Here is an 18038-nt window from a genome sequence, read left to right on the forward strand (position 1 = left end):
CCAGCTTTACTGCTTCTTCTCGAAGCTCTGGCGTGTATGTTGTTGAGCGTTTCATATGTTCTCCAGTTGGTGAAGTTTGCCAAACAAGAGTGTCCGAAAAAGTCAGGGTACCTCACATTTCTGCAAGTTATCCATAAGGTCGAAGTGATGAATTGGTTTGTAATGTTTTTGGACACGGGTCTCGGGGCGAAGCCCTGAGTCGACTGCGACGGGCGCGAAGCGACCTAGCGGGTGAAACACTGGATGAATTGAGCACAGCGATATACATCCGGCATCCTGTCCTTTATTGTTCGAGATTGTGTGTTGTGAATTTGCATTGATTTTGCATTGTCTTTACACTGGTTTCGCTACAAGTGTGGAGATGATCTTACTGACTTCTAAGCGATAGATGCTGAGGATCCTCCGGGTCGCGGTAGGGGCGCCCACAGAATTCGGAAAATAGTACGCTAAGGATTTCCCCTCGTCTGCAAAGGCCGAAATTGCCCCTCATTGATCTTCCGGTTCTGGCGCCAAACGTAATCCCCGGTCAGGTTGATGTGCTCCCACCCCAGCGGCGAAAGGTACCTACTCAAGGCCATCTCCCTACGAAGCGGACGACTGGGTGAATGTTCACGGGTTTGAATCCCGTGCCGTCCTAAAGGCTCCTTGAAAAACATCCTATTAAGGGTTTCCTTGAAGGGGTCTTTAAGGACTTTTTTACTATTGATAAAATACGTTATCAATAGTAAAGTCGTCTGCACGGATGGGGCTGATTTTGAATTAAACCTCCACGTTCTCTGGATAAACCCAATTTCAGGAATTTTGATGGTAAAAAAATATGAAGGCGATGAGGCAGGGAGCGGACCAGGATCGTTCTGCATTCCTCGCGCCGTGCTGGATGCGCTGCTGGACGCCAAGGCCAGCGCCTACGAAATTTGCTCATACCTGGTCTTAGCCAGATTCACCGAGGCCACCGGGCAGTATTCTTCAGCGAGCATCAGTGCGGTAAACCGCTATACCGGGGCCAACAAGACCAAGGGCGGCCCCGTCGATCGCGCCATCGAACGGCTGAAAACCATTCGTGCCAAGGGGAAAAAAACCGTTTCCAACGGACGCAGTGGAAAATCCCATCAGATGGTTGAGCAAGTCGTCGACCTAGGGCCTATTTTGTTCGACCGCGACACATGGCAGGATCAAACGGGAGAAATCTTGCCGGATGGCCCCACCGAGCGGGGAAGAATCTTGTACATTCTGCCTGACTTCGGCGAATCCATCGAAGATCGGATCTGGTTCGGCGGCAACTTGGTAAAAGGCGTCGGCGATTTTGGGCAGCCTTTAAAGGCCCTGAAAAACGCCGGCGACGTGGCGGCACGGCTTCTTCTGTTGCTCTATGCGGTCCACGATATGGAAACTTGGGGCGGCGTGCGTCCAGCCGGAGAGGGCGCGGGCCCATGGCAGCACTATGAGCCGGTAGCTGATGCGAATCAACTATGCGGAGGGGTTCGCCTGATTCGGGCAAAAGCTGCAGGAATGGTCGGATCGTTTGCAATGTTTTCCCGGGCCTGGTCTACACCGACTTCTTCACAACCATGGTGGGATGCACATGCTGCGGCCGGGGGACCAGTATTCCAAGCACTGACTGCTTTAGAGTCCTGCGGCATGTTGTATGAGGTAGTGCTTGTCCTGAATCGTAATGCAGACAAAAAACAGTTCAGTAGCGGTGAGGAATATGGGGGCATTCCTGCCGATGCCGAGCCGCTTTATGAATTGGATTGCCGCACTCAGCACGGCTACAAGCCCCAGGGCGAAGTCGGTATTGGTGGCGCTACGGCAAATACCGCAGGGGCGCTAGGCCACTCTGTGGCGCTAGAGGGAGGTGTGTTTGATGGCACCTATGCCGCCATTGTCTTGCAAGGTAACCCAGCCATGATCGCCGGAATTTATCGTCTGCGTTTTCGGGTCGCCAATCCAAAAAATGTGGGCGTCAGCGGCGCCTGGGCGCGCATCCACCAGAACAATCGCGAAGCGTTCGAGCTGGTGCAAAAAGTTCGTATTAAAAATGGCCTGCCAGCGCTTGCGCCAACGGATGGCGATTTTCGCCCCTCCGAGAAAAAGGCATATGCCACACCCCGAAAGGCCAGCACTCACAGTAGGGACGATCTACCATTTTGACACTCGCGTACCCTTCAATGTTTTTAATGATATTCAATGATGTTCAATATAAAGTAAAAAGAAGGAAGTTATAGACGAGCGCGGCCCTTCCTGCAAAACAAGACGCAAAAAAGCGCATTTCCTCGAACCCAAATCGCCGGCAAAAATAACGTCGCAATTTAGGACAATGTCCAGAGTCGAATAGCGGTCGTGACGTCAGAATAGCGGTATCAATCAATACCGGGACATCCGATGAAGCCGAAGCATGTGTTGGAATTTTTTCGCAATGACCACTGGCGTGTCCGCTTGGTGGTTCTTGTTTTGTACTGGACCTTTTTGCTGGCTCTGGCGGGATTGATCACGGGATCAGTCGATAAATCCCTATTTGAGCCGTTACTGAGATTGATATTGAGGAGGCTTATTTGAAAAGGTCACTGCTTCGCCCTCGACCACCGCTGGATGAACACCTAGAACCACCGATGCTCACGGCGATACAGTTCCACCAGTTGGCCGACATGCCGCCGGCACTTACCTGGTTCGCCAATATCGACAATCCGCAGACACGCCGCGCCTACCAGGCAGACCTGGGCGAGTTCATGGCGTTCACCGGCATTGAGCGGCCGGAACAGTTCAGGATCGTCACGCGCGCCCACCTGCTCGCCTGGCGCCGCGACCTGGAACGCCGAACGCTGGCCGGCGCGACGATCCGGCGCAAGCTGGCGGCCCTCTCGTCCCTGTTCGATTTCCTATGCGAGGCCAATGCCATTGCCGGCAACCCGGTCATGGGCGTCAAGCGCCCGAAGATGGCCAGCCAGGAAGGCAAGACGCCGGCTATCGGCGACCACCAAGCGCGCTCATTGCTCAACGCACCGGACGTGACCACGCTGAAAGGCCGGCGCGACCGCGCCATCCTGTCGACCTTGCTGTATCACGGCCTGCGCCGCGCCGAACTGTGCGCCCTGGTCGTTGGGGACATCCACCAGCGCCGTGGCGTGACGCATCTACGTATTCACGGTAAGGGGGGCAAACTGCGCTACCTGCCGCTGCATCCCGCCACCGCAGAGGCCATCAACATCTATCTGGAATTGGCCGGTCACGCCAGCGACGTCCAGGGCGCCTTGTTCCGGCCGGTGAGTAACAACATCCGCGTCGGCGGCACCGCGATCACGGCCGACGGCGTCTACAAAATGCTGGCCTGCTACGCCGCCTCGCTGAAGATCGATGCCGCTGGCTTTGGGCCGCACGCGCTGCGGGCGACCGCCGCGACCAACGCGCTGGAGCATGAGGCCGACATCGCCAAGGTGCAAGAATGGCTGGGGCACGCCAACATCGCCACCACCCGTATCTACGACCGCAGGAAAATGCGGCCGGAGGACAGCCCCACCTTCAAGGTCAACTACTAGGCGCTCCACTTAACGTGCGGGCCGTTTGACATAATTTTCGTATCACTAAACTATTACCTGAGTTACCTATCATTGTAGCTGTACAACCATACAGCTTTTTTTCACTTATCATGTAAATATCGAATAAATATGGCGTACAATCAATATCACTACATTTAGTTGCTTTAAGCGTTTTTATATCAACATGTAGTTTTTTGTGGTTACCGTCAATTTATCTGGAGGTTCACATGGCAACATCGAAGAAGAGCAACGAGCAGACGTCAGCGCCTGTCGCATCGAAGGCAAGCAAGATTCTGTCCAACCCAAAGTCAACGCCTGCACAACGCAGCGTCGCGGCCTCGGCCTTGACGCAAGCGCCCAACAAACCCAAAAGCAAGAAGTAGCCGGATCGCGAGGAGGAGATATGCAAATTAATCTTGCCCGTCTTCTCGAATGCTCGACCAATGGCCCGCTAACATAAATGCCGCGAAAGACAGAATTAGTGATTTTTTTGTCTTTCAAGAAATAATTGAAAATCCCTAGAGAGACAAAAAAATTCATTTTTTTGTCTCTTAAAAGACTAATTCACATCATTTTTTCTTTCTAAGACAAGTCAAATTGCAGTTGCATCCCGCTCCGAAGCTCTGAACTGTAAAGTGGATCCATCAGTCAAGATACTTTCCCGACTAATTTAAGCTGTGCCCGTTTCCACTGCTTCAGCTGCTAGGCGCTGACCCGTATTGCTCTCTTCTTGTGACTTCTTCTTGCCGTCACCAAACCGGTCGACGATCAGCGCACCGCCGCCAACCCCGTCGCGGTAGACTTGCTCGGGCGTCTGGTAGCCCAGCTGTTTGCGCCGACGTTACGATTCCAACTGACCCACCTCAAAACCTCTGGAACCGTTGCTGCACGCGGGTTTTCTGGCTATCGACGTGGGTTACCAAATGTCAGCCGCTTGGGTCAAAAAATCGTCGGCGCCAACACACAGTTGCAGTTGCAGTTGCATAATAAATAGTACATAATGTAAAGTATGAAGGTTCCAGTATAATAGAAACCATCTTTCTATATAAAAGGAATAATAATGATTTTTAATAATGTGGATAAATTTTCGAGAGAAAAAAGTATATTTTTTTTAATTTCTGGTTTTTTGCTATCTTTTTTATTTTCTTTATCTGGATTATCTTTAGTTTATTTTTTTAATAATTCAAATCCTTTAAGATTTTTATCTGGGATGGCGTTGTTTGTTTTATTTGGATATTTTGCTTATTTTTATTACAAATGCTTAAAAATTAAGATTAATTAATATTAATATTTTAGAAACTGGTTAATAATTTAGCGGAAATTTAGCCAATGCAGCAGCAATGCTTCCATGGATAAGTGAGTATTGATTAATTCAATTTATGAAAATTCGCTTTCTTAAAAATCAAAGACTTACATATTATTTTTGGAAGAAAATTCAAAAAAATCAGCTATTCCCTATCGATGAAGTTTTTAAAACCGTCACCTCCCCTTTTAAAACTCTAGTGAACGCCCCTGGATTCGCTACCTTTACCGATTAATGACTGTTCTGCCGCTATATCAGCAATAAAAAGGTTGTAAACTGTTTCTGATAAGTTCATCATGCAGGCAATGGCAAAGAAACCAACGATTCCCGATCTTCGATCCTCTCTCACGACGAAAAGACGCATTCATTCTGAGTTTGTTTGCGCGCCTAGATCCGCTGGAGTCAAAGGTCAATAAGGCCAGCCAGAATTTGAGCAAGCCGCCGTCGTCCGATGGCTTGGTCAAGAAGCCGTCTTGCAAGCCGCCCGGCGGCCAAGCCTGTCACACCTGCACGACTTTCAAACGCGTCGCCGATCCGACTGAGATGGCTAATAACCCGTTGCCGCAGCAGGGCATACGTTGCCACGGCGCGCTGCCACTGGAGCAGGCCGTGGTGGCTGCACGGCTCCAGATCATCGACGTGCCAGCCACTGTATTTAACGTCATCGAGCACCTTACGCTGACGGTGATCTGCCGCTGCGGCCAGGCCCATGTCAGCAAATTACCCGACGACGTTACCGAACAGCTAATACGTACCCAACGTGCGGGCCTTGGGCGTGCATTTGACGCAATGCCAAATGCTGCCGTATGCGCGTATTAGCCGGCAATCTTCTCGAGCTGATTGCTTAGCTGCTGAACAGTCACAAAGATTCATAACATCGTAATTAAATTATAGTAATTTATAATTTTGTAAAAAATATTACGTTTTGTGACAATGTGTGATTTTCTATTTTCATTCTCCTGTTATGATGAAAATTCTCAAGAAGTAGAAATATGTTGAAACAATGAATTTTTTGATTATAACTATATGTTATTTCGTATTTATTGTTTCTGACATTATTGAGAGTATTGTTTATTTATATTATCAAAATTTTAATTAAGTTGAAAGGTTTATATGCAATATATGGAAATGACTGAGCAAGAGGTTGATCTCGTATCAGGAGCAGGTTTTTGGTCTGGCGTAGGGACGGCAATGGACTATGCTGGCCGTGGAGCGCTTGTCGGTGGCATGATTGGTTTCGGAATTGGAAGTGCTCCACTTGCAGCCGCCGGAGGATTTATCGGCGCTGTGTACGGCGCAGGTCTTAGTGTCTTCATGGAAGCTAACTAGCCTCAATAAATCATTTACTTAATCTTGGCTACTTTAAATGTAGCCAAGACTTATGTATTAATTAACTAATTATCATTGTATGATAATGTTAAATTTTAATAAAATAATAGTTTATTTTTATTTACCCGAATATTTTTTATTAATCTTATGAAGTTCTTCTGAGAAAAATATTTTTCTTTTTTACATTTGCACTTAAATTATTAAATTTATTATTATTTTGAAAAAATTTAGTATTTTGTGGCAAGTTTAATAAAATAACTTATTTTTGAAGAAATAGTTTATGAAGATGTAAAATGGTTAGCATGCATATTCACCACATTAAATCGTCGAGTATTTCTGTACTGCTTTGGCGCTACAATAGTAAAATTGCAATAATTAATATGGTCTGAAGATTATTTAAAATTCCTAAAATAAATTATTTTAAAAGTTTTTATTATTGAGCTCTTCTCTGAGCGATATTTCATTCGAAAAGCACTTATCTTGCGTGATCAACCCAGTGCAGCGGCGTCGCCACCAGCCGCGCCTCAAGCTGTCCAGCCTCTGTTCCGCCAGCAAGCCCTCGAGCATGTCAGCACGCGCCAATATGGCACGGTCATCCTGGCGCGGCCTGTCAGCCATCTTTTTTTGACACTGCTGTTTTTGGCCATCGCGCTTGCCATCATCGCTTTTTTCATTTTCTTCAGCACCACCCGCAAGGCGCAGTCGCAAGGCGTGCTGCTGCCGATCAGCGGCGTGATTCGCGTCATGCCGGGCCAGTCCGGCGTGATTACCGAGGCGCGCGTGAAGGAAGGCCAGAGCGTGCGTGCCGGCGAGGTGCTGTTCGTGCTGTCAGGCGAGCGCAGCAGCGCGAATGCCGGTGCGCCGCAGCAAGTGGTGTCGACCTTGCTGAAAAGCCGGCGCGACAGCTATGACGCGGAGTTGAAACAATCGAGCCTGCAGTCGCGCCAGCGCATGGCGGCCGGCCAGCGCCGCGCCAGCGACCTGACGGCCGAGATCGCCCGCATGGAAGACCAGATCGTGCTGCAGCAGCGCCGCATCACCCTGGCCGAGCAGTCCTATAAACGCTACAGCGACCTGCACGCCACCAATTACATCTCGTCTGCCCAGTTGCAGGACAAGCAGGCCGAACTGCTGGACCAGCACCAGCGCCTGGCCGAACTGCAGCGCATCAAGTCGGCCAGCGGGCGCGACCTGGCCACCGCCGAAGCCGATGTGCGCGACCTGCAGGTGCAGGCCCAGCGTGATGCCGAAAACCTGCAGCGCAATGTGTCGGCCATCGAGCAGGACCTGACGGAAAACGAGGCGCGTCGCGAGATCCTGGTGCGCGCCGCGCAAGACGGCAAGGTCACCGCGATCACCACCGAAATCGGCCAGACGGTGGCGGCCAACAGCGTGCTGGCCTCGGTGCTGCCGATGGGCGCGGAACTGGAGGCGGAAATCTATGCGCCGTCGCGCTCGGTCGGCTTTATCAAACCGGGCATGCAGGTGCTGCTGCGCTACCAGGCCTATCCGTACCAAAAATTCGGCCAGTATCCGGCGCAGGTGCGCGAAGTGGCCAGCACCTCGCTGCGGCCGGAAGAGCTGGCCGTGCCGGGCGCCGTCAGCGGCACCAATGGCGAACCGTTGTACCGCATCCGTTTGCGCCTGCAGCGCCAGAGCGTGCAGGCGTACGGCGAAACGCTGCCCTTGAAGTCCGGCATGCTGGTCGACGCCAGCGTGCTGCTGGAACAGCGTCGCCTGTATGAATGGGTGCTCGAACCGCTGTTCAGTATTTCCGGTCGTCTGTAAGCCTTCACATTCCCTTTTTGGTTGCGCCCGATGCATTTACCCTCTCTTGCCCATTTGTCCTTCTGGCGCAGCAATCGCCTGCCCGTGTTGCTGCAAACGGAAGCAGCCGAATGCGGCCTGGCCAGCTTGTGCATGGTGGCCAGCTACTGGGGCCACCAGATCGATATCTCCAGCATGCGCCGGCGCTTTTCGGTGTCATTGAAAGGCGTGACCCTGAAAGGCCTGATGGCGATGGCGCAGGGACTGGCACTGCACACGCGGCCGCTGAAACTGGACATGCAGCATCTGCCCGAGCTGAAACTGCCGGCGATTTTGCACTGGGACCTGAACCATTTCGTGGTGCTCAAATCGGTCTCCGGCAGCCATGCGGTGATCCACGATCCGGCCGTCGGCGAACGCCGTTTGCCGCTGGCGGAAGTGGCGAAGCACTTTACGGGCGTGGCGCTGGAGCTGACGCCGACCGCCGACTTCAAAAAGGTTGAGGAAAAGCAGCAGTTCTCGCTGCTGTCGCTGATGGGGCGCGTGGTGGGCCTCAAGCGCGGCCTGCTGCAACTGCTGGTGCTGGGCCTGGCCTTGCAGGTGTGCGCGCTGGTAGCGCCGTTCTACATGCAGTGGCTGGTCGACGAAGCGCTGCTGGCGGCCGATCGCGACCTGATCACGGTACTCGGTTGCGGCTTTCTGCTGCTGGTGCTGATACAGACGGCAATCGGCGCCGTGCGCTCGTGGATCACCACCGTACTGGCCACCAATTTGAACCTGCAATGGCTGGGCAATGCGTTCGCTCACCTTTTAAAGTTGCCGCTGCCGTATTTCGAGAAGCGCCACACGGGCGACATCGTCTCGCGCTTCAATTCGATCCAGACCATGCAGCGCAGCCTGACGACGCAATTTGTCGAAGGCGCGATCGATGGCGTGCTGGTGCTGGCCACCCTGGGCATGATGCTGATCTACAGTCCGCTGCTGGCCGGCGTGGCCTGCATCGCGGTGGTGTTGTACGTGCTGCTGCGCTGGGCCATCTTCAAGGCCCTGCGCGAGGCGACCGCCGAGCAGATCATCCACGCCGCCAAGCAGCAGACGCACTTCCTCGAATCGGTGCGCGGCATCCAGAGCATCCGCCTGTTCGGCCGCAATGAAGAGCGCCGCGCCAGCTGGATGAATGCGCTGGCCGACCAGTTCAACGCCGACCTGCGCATCGCCCGCTTGTCGGTGTCGTACCAGACCGCCAATACATTTTTATTCAGCGCCGAACGTGTCATCATTATCTGGATGGCCGCGCTGGCAGTGCTCGACAACCGTTTTTCGGTTGGCATGCTGTTCGCCTTTATCAGCTACAAGGATCAGTTCAGCCAGCGCATGGCCAGCCTGGTCGACAAGCTGTTCGAACTGCGCATGCTGCGCCTACATGGCGAACGGGTGGCCGATATCGTGTTGACCAAAGCAGAAGAAGACAGCAACGACGTGGAAATCGACGTCGAGCATATTTCGCCATCGATCGAGATCCGCAACCTGGCGTTTCGTTATGCCGACAGCGAACCATATGTCTTGAGTGGCCTGAACCTGAGTATTCCTGCAGGCCAGTGCATCGCCGTGACCGGCCCGTCGGGTTGTGGCAAGACGACCCTGATGAAACTGCTGCTGGGCTTGCTGGAGCCGTCCGAAGGCGAGATCCTGATCGGCGGCGTGACCCTGGCCAACCTGGGCATGAAGAACTACCGGCAACTGCTGGGCACCGTTATGCAGGAAGACAGCCTGTTTGCCGGCTCGATCGCCGACAATATCAGCTTCTTTGCGCCATCGCCGAACCAGCAGCAAGTGCAGGCTTGTGCGCAGCTGGCGGCCGTGCACGGAGAAATTGTCGCCATGCCGATGGGTTTCAATACCCTGGTGGGCGATATCGGCAGCGGCCTGTCGGGCGGCCAGAAGCAGCGTATCCTGCTGGCGCGCGCGCTGTACTGCAATCCGAAACTGCTAGTACTCGACGAAGCAACCAGTCACCTGGATGTATGGAACGAGCACGCGGTGAACGCCGCGATCCAGAAGATCAAGCTGACGCGCGTGATCGTTGCGCATCGGCCTGAAACCATTGCGATGGCGCAGCGGGTGGTGGTGCTGCATCAGGGCAAGGTCGTGCAGGATGTTATGCAGGAGGTAAAGGACGCCGCGTAGGCCAATTCAGTGCAGCGGCGGATGCAAATGCCCCAGCTCATGACTGACCGCACGCGTCACGATCTTCACCCTCGGCTACTGCAAGTCTTGGCGCATCGCCTCCCACTTGCCAGACAGGACACTAATGGTGCAGTACAAAGTACCTATTAGGTTACAAGCACTGGGCCCGGCAACACTCGGAGACGGTCATGAAGCAGCTGCGTTTAAGGGCAGTTGCGGAAGTGAGACGCCGTGGCTTCAGCTTCATCGATATTGCGGATGGCCAAATTCACGAACTTGACCCGTACCGGTGGGACGCCTTCGTCATGGAAGCATGGATGGATTTCTCTGCGGAGTTTCCGACGCAGTCAAAGTTGATCGAGACATTAATTACCGACTTCGTTTTCATTGGCCCGTACGCATCATACGAGGCGCAAACGACCCAGCCGCTATAGCCACTGTCGGCTGTCGAAGGTCCGCAATGGGTCGAAAGCGGCCTGTCGGCGTAGGCGTATTTCCTTTGCAGTTAGCGCGAGCACGTTGACGTCGAATGCGAGCCGGCACCATGGATTGCGAGCATATTTGCAGATAGCGCGAGCACGAACCGTCCGTCATTTGCACTTAATCTGAGCTGGGAAACGCGTCGAATGCGAGCATGGCCACTTTCAAACGCGAGCCGCTACATCTAGCGTGAGAATCGATGTCCGATTCGATCAAAATATTTGCATCGAAATTGCATATTTCATATCTAATTTGGCCCAAGTTAACACAAGCTTGCGTATCCTGCCCTCACTTTCCTTCATATATATATTTGTAGCAAACACAGAGCAGATACATAAAAAAGTAGAGCAAAACCGTAGTAAAAACAGAGCAAAGGCAGAGCAAAAACAGTCAAGAACAGAGCATAAACATAGCGAAAACAGGTCTCCTTGGATAAATATCCTCATCAAAATGGGTATCCTCCGCGCTATACCCGCTCGTTTCTGGCATTGGGTACTGAGAATCTAGGTATACGTTCAATTTTTTGGATGCTTAATTTTTCCTGCCTGATACAAGTCAAATTGCAGCTGCATTTCGCTCCAAAGTTCTGAACTGGTACCGAAAATATCGCCAAGGCGAAGCGCCATATCATGAGAAATTCCTACCGCCCCAGTGATCACCTGTTGAAGCGTGACATGGTCAACACCCAAGCGCGTAGCTGCATCGGGAATTGTCATTTCACCGAGAAACTCTCTAATTACTTCGCCGGGATGCGGCGGGTTGTGCTGGTGACTCATAGTAAAAATCCGTAAAAATTTAATAATAGTCGGGATAGCCAAAAATGGGGCTTACAGCTCAATTCCATTGGATTTAACACAAGCATGCGTATCCTGCCCTCAATCTCAAATCTCGTCCTTTTAGAAAATTTAAGTACATCTCAATGATATTCTAAAGCAAGTCCAGAGCACTCCAAGAACACGTTCAGAGCACGTCTAAAGCACGTCCAGAGCAGCGTTAGGCTATTCAATTGAACACGGTAGTGCGAAATTGCAGGAGTGAATGTAGCTACATTCACATATCCTGCCCTGTATTTCACCGTTCTTTTTCCAATGGTATATCTTTAAGTATTAAAGGGTACTAGATAGTATTTGATGGTACCATGAGATACCAAAGTTCTAATCAAGCAGCCTTAACCCATGACTTTTCCAAAGCGTCGAGGGCCTGCTCGAGGATTTCGCCTAAGGGCATATCCCGTTCCACTGAGATTTCCATCAGTCGTTTCTTGGCTGCGAACGTAGTCTTGATGTTGACCTGTTCGCTGCGGCCAGTAATCCGGCGGCGGCTGGGCAACTGTGGTTTTTCCGTGACCCGAGCCGATGTGGGCTGCGGCGTAGTCGATGCCTCTGGTACAGGCTTTTTCGCCGGTTGGCGGCTTGGAAAACCATGCGCTTCCGCGACGTGGTCAATCACGGCATGGTCAGCTTTGGGCTTTGCCGGTGCTGGCGTAAAGTCGCCTAAGTCACCAAATGGGTTTGCTCGCTCGATCATGCTAACACCTCCGGACTCTGCTGATGTGCGCCACGAAGGGTTGCAATGACCTCCTGTGCGAACTGCTCGGCGTTCGATACGGCCTTGTCAAGGTTGGCGACGTCGCTAACGCTGAGACCCGACAGAGGTTGCCTGAATGAAAACATGGCACGGAAGGCTTCGCGTTCGTTAAGTTCCGTATTGAAAACCGGAATTCCGGCCGCAATCAGACCCTTTTCGATGTGGGCTAGAGTTCTGGTGCGGATGGCGCTATTCGTCCTGGTTAACAGCACCGAGTAAGGTACCTTGCGTCGGCTCATTTTTTCCTGTTGGGCGATCACGCGGAAAGCGCGCCCAGCTTGCTCGGCGTCGAGCTGACTACCTTGGGTGGGCACAATAACCAAGTCTGCCTGACTGATGGCCATAAGCACGATCTTCGAAGCTGTCCCTTCCAAGTCGACGATCACAAAAGGCGTACGCACAGCCGCATCTTCAATTCGTTCGATGATGTTCTCTTCGTCGGCGTCAGCAATGATGTGCAGGTGCTCAGGCTTGGCGCCACCCTTGGCCCAACTCTCGATTGGGCGGTTCGGATCTGCATCAATGATAGTGACGTCAGCACTGCGGGACAGCTGCTCAGCCAATATAAGCGAGGACGTGGTTTTGCCGGCGCCGCCCTTCGGCGAAACAAAGACAATGGTAGGCATTAGTACCTCTAGATATATGGTGGTACCATATGTTACCAAAATAGGATATTGAATGCTACTAGTAGATTCATGGTACTCGCCTACATCATAAGAACGGATAAGCAGCTGTTCGATAAAGAGCTGGCCGGCAACGTAGCGCTAACAAAGTTGATCTGATCAGCCGCATTAGGAAATTAGTCAAATTGAGTAACCTGGGGGCGACAGGGCGTGTGTGAAAACACGAGTGCCTGGGAGTTCATCATCACGCCGGCGGCGGCCGTTCCGAGCCCCAAGCATCATGATGACTATGCAGCGGGCGGCCATCAATAATCAGTCTTAGGGTCGCCGATATAGCCCCAGCCTTCTTTCTTCGCCCGTTCCAGCATTTCATGGATCAGTTCCATGGTGGGCACCTTTGGACCTGAAAACCCAGCGTCAACGCGCATGCCGATTAAACCAACCTCCCCAACCAAATCCGCCCACGGTAAAACGCCCTGAGCGGGGTTTTTATCCGTGGCCAGGGTGAGGGCAGGCCCACTCGACAAAAAGGTGCTGACGAGGCTATAGGCAAGCCCCAGGCCTATTATCTTGCCGAGACATATCCCACCCGCCATCTGAAAGCTAAACAACTGGCCTAAATGATGCCTGCAGGGGCGATTTGAGTCCGAGGACTGAAGCCGTAGGCGAAGGAGCGAGGATGGCCCGTTAGGGCCACCCCTGCCCATGACGGCGGTCCTCCAGACCGTCCGATTGTTGACAGTTGGGTTCTTATCCGTGGGTAGCCGACTGCTTGTGTGATGACCCGAGGCCGCCGAGTATAGGGTTTTCGTAAGTACGCGCATTGGCGCGTTCTTAGCCCGCTTGCGGGCTGTTGACAATCAGGAGGGGGAGCCGACTTGATCGGGGGAACCTCGCGCAGCGGGGTGCCCCGGCCGCAGGCCGCGTCTTTGCGTTAAAGATTTTAAAAAGAGTTAAAAAACGCGCGCGTTGTTACAGCTGTGGATATCGTGCGGGAAGCCGCGCCTACACTGACTCTACGAAAATGGCGCGTCAGTGATACCCCGAATGTCCCGTCAGTGATAACCCGATACTATCCACAGGAAAGCGTCAGTGATAACCCGATACTATCCACAGCCGTCAATGAAACCACGATACCCAGTTAGCTGAGGGTGTCAGTGATAACCCGATACTGTGTTTGCTTGTTACGAGAATTGAGCCCCTGGGAGTTTGCTTTTTCCTGATGCCACGGCCGCCATTATCTTTTTGGCATCCCGAATATAGAATGTCACCTGGTCTTTCTCTCGGCTGTAGATCAGTCGGTATTCTGGCAAGGTGTCGCCGGCTTCAATAGCTTGGACCTGGCTACGGAATGCACGAATGTGGCTATGGGCGCTGCATTTCTCCCGCAACAACTCTAGACCGATGGTCCATGCTGCCTGGTTGCCGCAATGCTTCCGGGCTAGCTCGTACAGACGGCGCTCAAGTGGCTTGCGCAGGCGGAAGTAGTTGCGGTGGATCGTCAGCACCTCGTGAGCCTGGACCGCGTTGAATAACCACTTCGACAGTGTGATTTCCACCGCGATCATGCGCTCGTTATCCGGAGATTTTTCCACGATGGTCCAAGTATCGATCAAGCCGAAACCTTCCTTGACCCTAGTGCCGCCTGTCTTGATGTCGGTCTTGATCCGTGTACCAGTCAGGCGTTCAAGGGTCGCTTCCAGTCGCTTATAGTCCTTGCCGCCTGTTGTCTTGTTGGTCGTCACCAGGTAGTCGTACACGACGAAACGGACGGTCCTGTTTTTAGCGTCCTGCCGATCGCAGTTGAGGGCTTCGGTCATCTGCGAAATGACATAAATCAGCACGTCCTTATCGAACATTGTTGCCCGCCCCATCACGCTAGGCGTGACGGTCAACGCCCGGTTTCCATCCTGGCTTTCCCAATGCCAAACAGACAGATCTGGCTTGGTGGACAGCGTGAAAATTGGCGCTTCCATGCTCGCGCCATCGTCTTTCATGGCGTAGTCGAACATATCGCAAAGGAAGAAATCACGCTCCACATGCCGCACGGGCAAGAGCTTGGCGCGTTTGCCGGCGACCTTGGCCACGTCCTTGGCCGGCGCTGCCGGCGCTGCCGGCGGTTGCTCGATGTCGGCCGGCGGCGCCGGCGCTGCCGGCTCCGCATCGCCAAACAGGTCCGTCTGGCCGCGTGCTACGCTCGCCGCCAGGGCGGCGTCGGCGCGGGCCTGGATATTAGCCATTGCCTGAGACTTGTTCACGCTCATACGCTTGCCCTGGAATCAAGCCAGTCATAGGCGGTTTCTTCCGCGTCGGCGTGCGCCTCGGCCAGCTGGTACGCTGCCCACGCGTCAGCAGGTACGGCCGACTTAGCCACGGCCAGCCAATGGCCGCGCTCTGGCTCGCCGCAGTCGTTCCACCAGGTCACGCCGGCTTGCGGATCGTCCAGGACGATAGGGAACACGCCTCCGCCGACTTCTTCGCCGTTCTCAAGCATCCTAAGCCGCCAGCCGCCGCCCAGCTCCACCGGGCGCGGGATAACTTCATAGCTGCACTTCATGCTGGAGCCTTCCGATTTTTCGCTACGGTCTGATGCACGATGTCCAGCGCGTGCTGTACCACTTCCTTGCGGGTGGCCATATCCCATTGCTCCATCAATTCGGCAAGCTGGCCGGCCTGGGGCGGGTCGAGAAAAAAATCCAACCTGGTCGAGCCGTCCACGGCGCGTTTCTGCCGGGTCTTGCGGTTGCGCTCGATGGGCGGCAGTTGCGCGCCCGATCCGGCCGGCCGGCCGGCGCGGCGTTTCTGTTCATCCATGATGTACGGTCCTAAATTGCTGCGGAATACAGAGACTGTAGCCGACAATAGCACCCGGATACAAGAATTATTATCCCATTTGACATAAAACCCGTTCCGCGCCGTCGATAGCACAACAATATTTTTGCAGCCGGGTTCAAAAACGTTGTTCAATGCGCGCTGCATCATGGGGACGAGGAGAGTTCGACAATGAATCTGCAAAAGCTAGTCCACCATATACACAACGGCCGGCGCTACTTTGTCAGGCGCGGCGAAAGAAGCGCTGAGCCGGCGTATTGCTTGGAAAAGCTACTTCCATGGGTCGCGGTCTTCATCGTCGCGACGCTGCTCCGGCGCGTCCTCCAAGTCGTCCGCGCCAACCTCAATAAGACGCGCTTTCAGTGCTGAGTACGCCAGGTCATCAGGCATTTTTTCTCGCTCGTAGACAGCCGCAATCGCATGCACCGGATTCCAGATAAGAACATATTGCATCTCACTGGCCAAACCAGGCTTGATGTCGATGAATCCCAACTCCTGCAGGCGCCGCATCCTAGCTCGCCACGTCACCTCGCCACGCGTACCCGTAAAGCCCGATTCAAACGCCAACTCCCTCTCGTTTCGTATCTGGGGAGAACAGGGGAAACGGAAAAAATCGTACGCTAATGCCCGTTAGCCAAGGCGGAACAGAGGGAGCGACGCCCTTGACCGTTGCAAAGACCTGTTGCGATAGCATTGGTAACCGCAACAGATTTTCGCAATGACCTGCGCCCGGTGAACGGTTAAAACCGCTGTTCGTGCGCAAAGGATCGTTTGCGCAACATACTTCACATACTATTTTTCCCGTTTTCCCTGTTCACTCCTATTTCAATAGTTTCTTGCGCAAGTCTGCGCCAGCTGGATGATCAGGAACCAAGCTTAACGCTTCTTCCAGGGCGCGGATCGCTCCTTCACGATCACCGTTGGAGGAGCGCTGTTGCGAGGACCGTATGAACCAGTCGGAAGCGAGATAGCGAGATGCCTTCGTTCCTATACCATCTTTGTACATTTCACCAAGAATCGACATGGCTGATGGCACTACGAATACGATTGCGTATTCCGTATTCATCGCTAACGCTCTCAAGTCAGCGAATGCTTGTGTACACATAGGAAGGGAATCAACACTAATGCCTGTATTTTTCACTGCGACGCAAAACTGAAAACGATACCATCCGTAATTGTGCATCGCCAAAGGTTCACGGGCATTCGAGCGCGTCATCAGTTCGTGATAATCGCTTTCAAACCGCGTCTTAGTTGCAGCGTCGCCGTTATTTAAATCGGTGTTCACTATACGTCTCAATAACTCATCTGAATCAATATATTTTTCTTGCGCGGTAGCTATACAACTGGTCAGCCCAATGCTTGCAGCAAAGAGAAGCCTGAGAAAAAGAGAAGGACGGAACCACAAAAACGATTGATAGAGCATCACGGTTTGCACATTCATAGTATAGGTGACTAAAGGAGCGCCATGCCGCTAACTGGCCCTCATTGAATTAAACAGTGTACAAGGGATGCCCACAGAATTCGAAAAAGAGCCATACTAAGCCGTTGCGCAAACGATCGTTTGCGCAACGTACTTAGCGTACTATTTTTCCCGTTTCCCTTGTCCTCCCCTCATAGCACCCACAAAATAATAAAAAATAAATTTTTGGCGACGCAGCTAAGGCTAAACGTATCTAGGGATTATAAAATTAATGTAAAATATTTTATACATCTAAAGAAAGCAGCTCATGGACATCTACGAGGTCGGGAAAGCAGTTCGTGCTCGTCGGTTGGCCGTCGGATTAACACAGCAACGCCTAGCGAAATTGGCGGGGCTATCACGTCAAACAGTGCATCAGCTTGAGGCCGGGACCATTAGCGACTTAAGTTTCAAACGCACGGTCAATCTTCTGAGAATAGTTGGGCTCAATTTCGGTCCACTATCCATCAATGCGAGGGAAAAAAAGCACGGCTTGTGGATGGCGGCAAAAAATGCAAGTGTCAGCTACAGAGGGGAGCTAACCAGCGATCAGTTACAACAGGCTTTAGCTACTGGTCAAGTACCGGCTAACCATAAATCATACTTACTCCATTTTTTGAACGAAACGCCTCTGCAGATAGTAGTGATGGCGGTAGAGGAAACTGCTCATCTGGAAGGAATCGAGCCTGCTCATATTTGGACATTCGTCGCGCAGCTGGCCGGCCAGCTAGGGAGTACACGGAGCGATCTCTGGTTGTAGTTGTAGCCGCTTGTTTTCGATTTGCAAACGTGGGTACCCGGTAAAGCGTCAATTCGGTCATTGAGGTGTACTGTCAATAGCGGACACTCTTGTTTCAAGCCGCCTGTGGTTGTTTGCTGAATTTTTCAGCAAACAACGCGGGCGGAACATTGCCGAGGCGCGAGTGGCGCCGCTGGCG

18 protein-coding genes are annotated in these 18038 nt (G+C 52.7%); 9 read left to right on the forward strand and 9 right to left on the reverse strand.

The features are described from left to right. The 8 genes from ACQ4W7_RS28625 to ACQ4W7_RS28660 form a co-directional block, all read left to right on the forward strand. Positions 1-198 (forward strand): hypothetical protein (locus ACQ4W7_RS28625; protein WP_436535077.1); only part of this gene is annotated, 198 nt, incomplete at its 5' end. 447 nt (positions 199-645) lie between these two features. Beyond that, positions 646-2151 (forward strand): hypothetical protein, encoded by a 1506-nt coding sequence (locus ACQ4W7_RS28630; protein ID WP_436535079.1) that lies wholly within the window; start codon positions 646-648, stop codon positions 2149-2151. A gap of 458 nt (positions 2152-2609) precedes the next feature. After that, positions 2610-3533, forward strand: a complete 924-nt coding sequence (locus ACQ4W7_RS28635) for a tyrosine-type recombinase/integrase (protein WP_436535081.1) — start codon at positions 2610-2612, stop codon at positions 3531-3533. Between the two features lie 1678 nt (positions 3534-5211). Continuing rightward, positions 5212-5655: a DUF6444 domain-containing protein gene (locus ACQ4W7_RS28640; protein ID WP_436535083.1), complete on the forward strand. Its 444-nt coding sequence runs from the start codon at positions 5212-5214 to the stop codon at positions 5653-5655. Between the two features lie 294 nt (positions 5656-5949). Next, positions 5950-6165 (forward strand): hypothetical protein, encoded by a 216-nt coding sequence (locus ACQ4W7_RS28645; protein WP_436535085.1) that lies wholly within the window; start codon positions 5950-5952, stop codon positions 6163-6165. Positions 6166-6645: 480 nt separating this feature from the next. Beyond that, positions 6646-7953, forward strand: a complete 1308-nt coding sequence (locus ACQ4W7_RS28650; protein WP_436535087.1) for an HlyD family secretion protein — start codon at positions 6646-6648, stop codon at positions 7951-7953. Between the two features lie 30 nt (positions 7954-7983). Next, entirely contained in the window at positions 7984-10119 is a 2136-nt protein-coding gene (locus ACQ4W7_RS28655; RefSeq protein ID WP_436535089.1) for a peptidase domain-containing ABC transporter, read from the forward strand. Positions 10120-10307: 188 nt separating this feature from the next. After that, positions 10308-10553, forward strand: coding sequence for a hypothetical protein (locus ACQ4W7_RS28660; protein ID WP_436535091.1), 246 nt, complete (start codon positions 10308-10310; stop codon positions 10551-10553). A gap of 561 nt (positions 10554-11114) precedes the next feature. Here ACQ4W7_RS28660 and ACQ4W7_RS28665 read toward each other — a convergent pair. The 9 genes from ACQ4W7_RS28665 to ACQ4W7_RS28705 all read right to left on the reverse strand — a co-directional run bounded on the left by ACQ4W7_RS28665 (position 11115) and on the right by ACQ4W7_RS28705 (position 17082). Next, on the reverse strand, positions 11115-11375 hold the full coding sequence (locus tag ACQ4W7_RS28665; protein WP_436535093.1) for a HigA family addiction module antitoxin: 261 nt from the start codon (positions 11373-11375) through the stop codon (positions 11115-11117). 382 nt (positions 11376-11757) lie between these two features. Beyond that, complete coding sequence (locus tag ACQ4W7_RS28670; protein WP_436535095.1) at positions 11758-12126, reverse strand: hypothetical protein; 369 nt, start codon at positions 12124-12126, stop codon at positions 11758-11760. Next, positions 12123-12812, reverse strand: coding sequence for a ParA family protein (locus tag ACQ4W7_RS28675; RefSeq protein ID WP_436535097.1), 690 nt, complete (start codon positions 12810-12812; stop codon positions 12123-12125). Before ACQ4W7_RS28675 ends, ACQ4W7_RS28670 begins: the two co-directional genes overlap by 4 nt. 302 nt (positions 12813-13114) lie before the next feature. Beyond that, positions 13115-13420: a hypothetical protein gene (locus ACQ4W7_RS28680; RefSeq protein WP_436535099.1), complete on the reverse strand. Its 306-nt coding sequence runs from the start codon at positions 13418-13420 to the stop codon at positions 13115-13117. A gap of 573 nt (positions 13421-13993) precedes the next feature. Further along, positions 13994-15073 (reverse strand): replication initiator protein A, encoded by a 1080-nt coding sequence (locus ACQ4W7_RS28685; RefSeq protein ID WP_436535101.1) that lies wholly within the window; start codon positions 15071-15073, stop codon positions 13994-13996. Next, positions 15070-15366 carry a hypothetical protein gene (locus ACQ4W7_RS28690; protein WP_436535103.1) on the reverse strand — a complete coding sequence of 99 codons (297 nt, stop codon included), beginning with the start codon at positions 15364-15366 and terminating at the stop codon, positions 15070-15072. The genes ACQ4W7_RS28685 and ACQ4W7_RS28690 overlap by 4 nt, the downstream gene beginning before the upstream one ends. Continuing rightward, positions 15363-15623, reverse strand: a complete 261-nt coding sequence (locus ACQ4W7_RS28695) for a hypothetical protein (RefSeq protein ID WP_436535105.1) — start codon at positions 15621-15623, stop codon at positions 15363-15365. The genes ACQ4W7_RS28690 and ACQ4W7_RS28695 overlap by 4 nt, the downstream gene beginning before the upstream one ends. A gap of 288 nt (positions 15624-15911) precedes the next feature. Beyond that, on the reverse strand, positions 15912-16208 hold the full coding sequence (locus ACQ4W7_RS28700) for a hypothetical protein (RefSeq protein WP_436535107.1): 297 nt from the start codon (positions 16206-16208) through the stop codon (positions 15912-15914). A 253-nt stretch (positions 16209-16461) separates the two neighbouring features. Continuing rightward, on the reverse strand, positions 16462-17082 hold the full coding sequence (locus ACQ4W7_RS28705; protein ID WP_436535109.1) for an SEL1-like repeat protein: 621 nt from the start codon (positions 17080-17082) through the stop codon (positions 16462-16464). A gap of 286 nt (positions 17083-17368) precedes the next feature. Here ACQ4W7_RS28705 and ACQ4W7_RS28710 point away from each other — a divergent pair, with 286 nt between their 5' ends. Next, entirely contained in the window at positions 17369-17860 is a 492-nt protein-coding gene (locus ACQ4W7_RS28710; RefSeq protein ID WP_436535111.1) for a helix-turn-helix transcriptional regulator, read from the forward strand. Positions 17861-18038 lie beyond the last annotated feature (178 nt).

Origin of the sequence: Janthinobacterium algoris (assembly GCF_051380935.1) — a bacterium.
Classification (GTDB): domain Bacteria; phylum Pseudomonadota; class Gammaproteobacteria; order Burkholderiales; family Burkholderiaceae_D; genus Janthinobacterium.

Bases quoted from the DNA above. Each gene is read 5' to 3' on its own strand.
- ACQ4W7_RS28635 (WP_436535081.1), top strand. From the start codon at position 2,610: ATGCTCACGGCGATACAGTTCCACCAGTTGGCCGACATGCCGCCGGCA.
- ACQ4W7_RS28645 (WP_436535085.1), top strand. From the start codon at position 5,950: ATGCAATATATGGAAATGACTGAGCAAGAGGTTGATCTCGTATCAGGA.
- ACQ4W7_RS28655 (WP_436535089.1), top strand. From the start codon at position 7,984: ATGCATTTACCCTCTCTTGCCCATTTGTCCTTCTGGCGCAGCAATCGC.
- ACQ4W7_RS28660 (WP_436535091.1), top strand. From the start codon at position 10,308: ATGAAGCAGCTGCGTTTAAGGGCAGTTGCGGAAGTGAGACGCCGTGGC.
- ACQ4W7_RS28665 (WP_436535093.1), bottom strand. From the start codon at position 11,375: ATGAGTCACCAGCACAACCCGCCGCATCCCGGCGAAGTAATTAGAGAG.
- ACQ4W7_RS28670 (WP_436535095.1), bottom strand. From the start codon at position 12,126: ATGATCGAGCGAGCAAACCCATTTGGTGACTTAGGCGACTTTACGCCA.
- ACQ4W7_RS28675 (WP_436535097.1), bottom strand. From the start codon at position 12,812: ATGCCTACCATTGTCTTTGTTTCGCCGAAGGGCGGCGCCGGCAAAACC.
- ACQ4W7_RS28685 (WP_436535101.1), bottom strand. From the start codon at position 15,073: ATGAGCGTGAACAAGTCTCAGGCAATGGCTAATATCCAGGCCCGCGCC.
- ACQ4W7_RS28690 (WP_436535103.1), bottom strand. From the start codon at position 15,366: ATGAAGTGCAGCTATGAAGTTATCCCGCGCCCGGTGGAGCTGGGCGGC.
- ACQ4W7_RS28695 (WP_436535105.1), bottom strand. From the start codon at position 15,623: ATGGATGAACAGAAACGCCGCGCCGGCCGGCCGGCCGGATCGGGCGCG.
- ACQ4W7_RS28705 (WP_436535109.1), bottom strand. From the start codon at position 17,082: ATGAATGTGCAAACCGTGATGCTCTATCAATCGTTTTTGTGGTTCCGT.
- ACQ4W7_RS28710 (WP_436535111.1), top strand. From the start codon at position 17,369: ATGGACATCTACGAGGTCGGGAAAGCAGTTCGTGCTCGTCGGTTGGCC.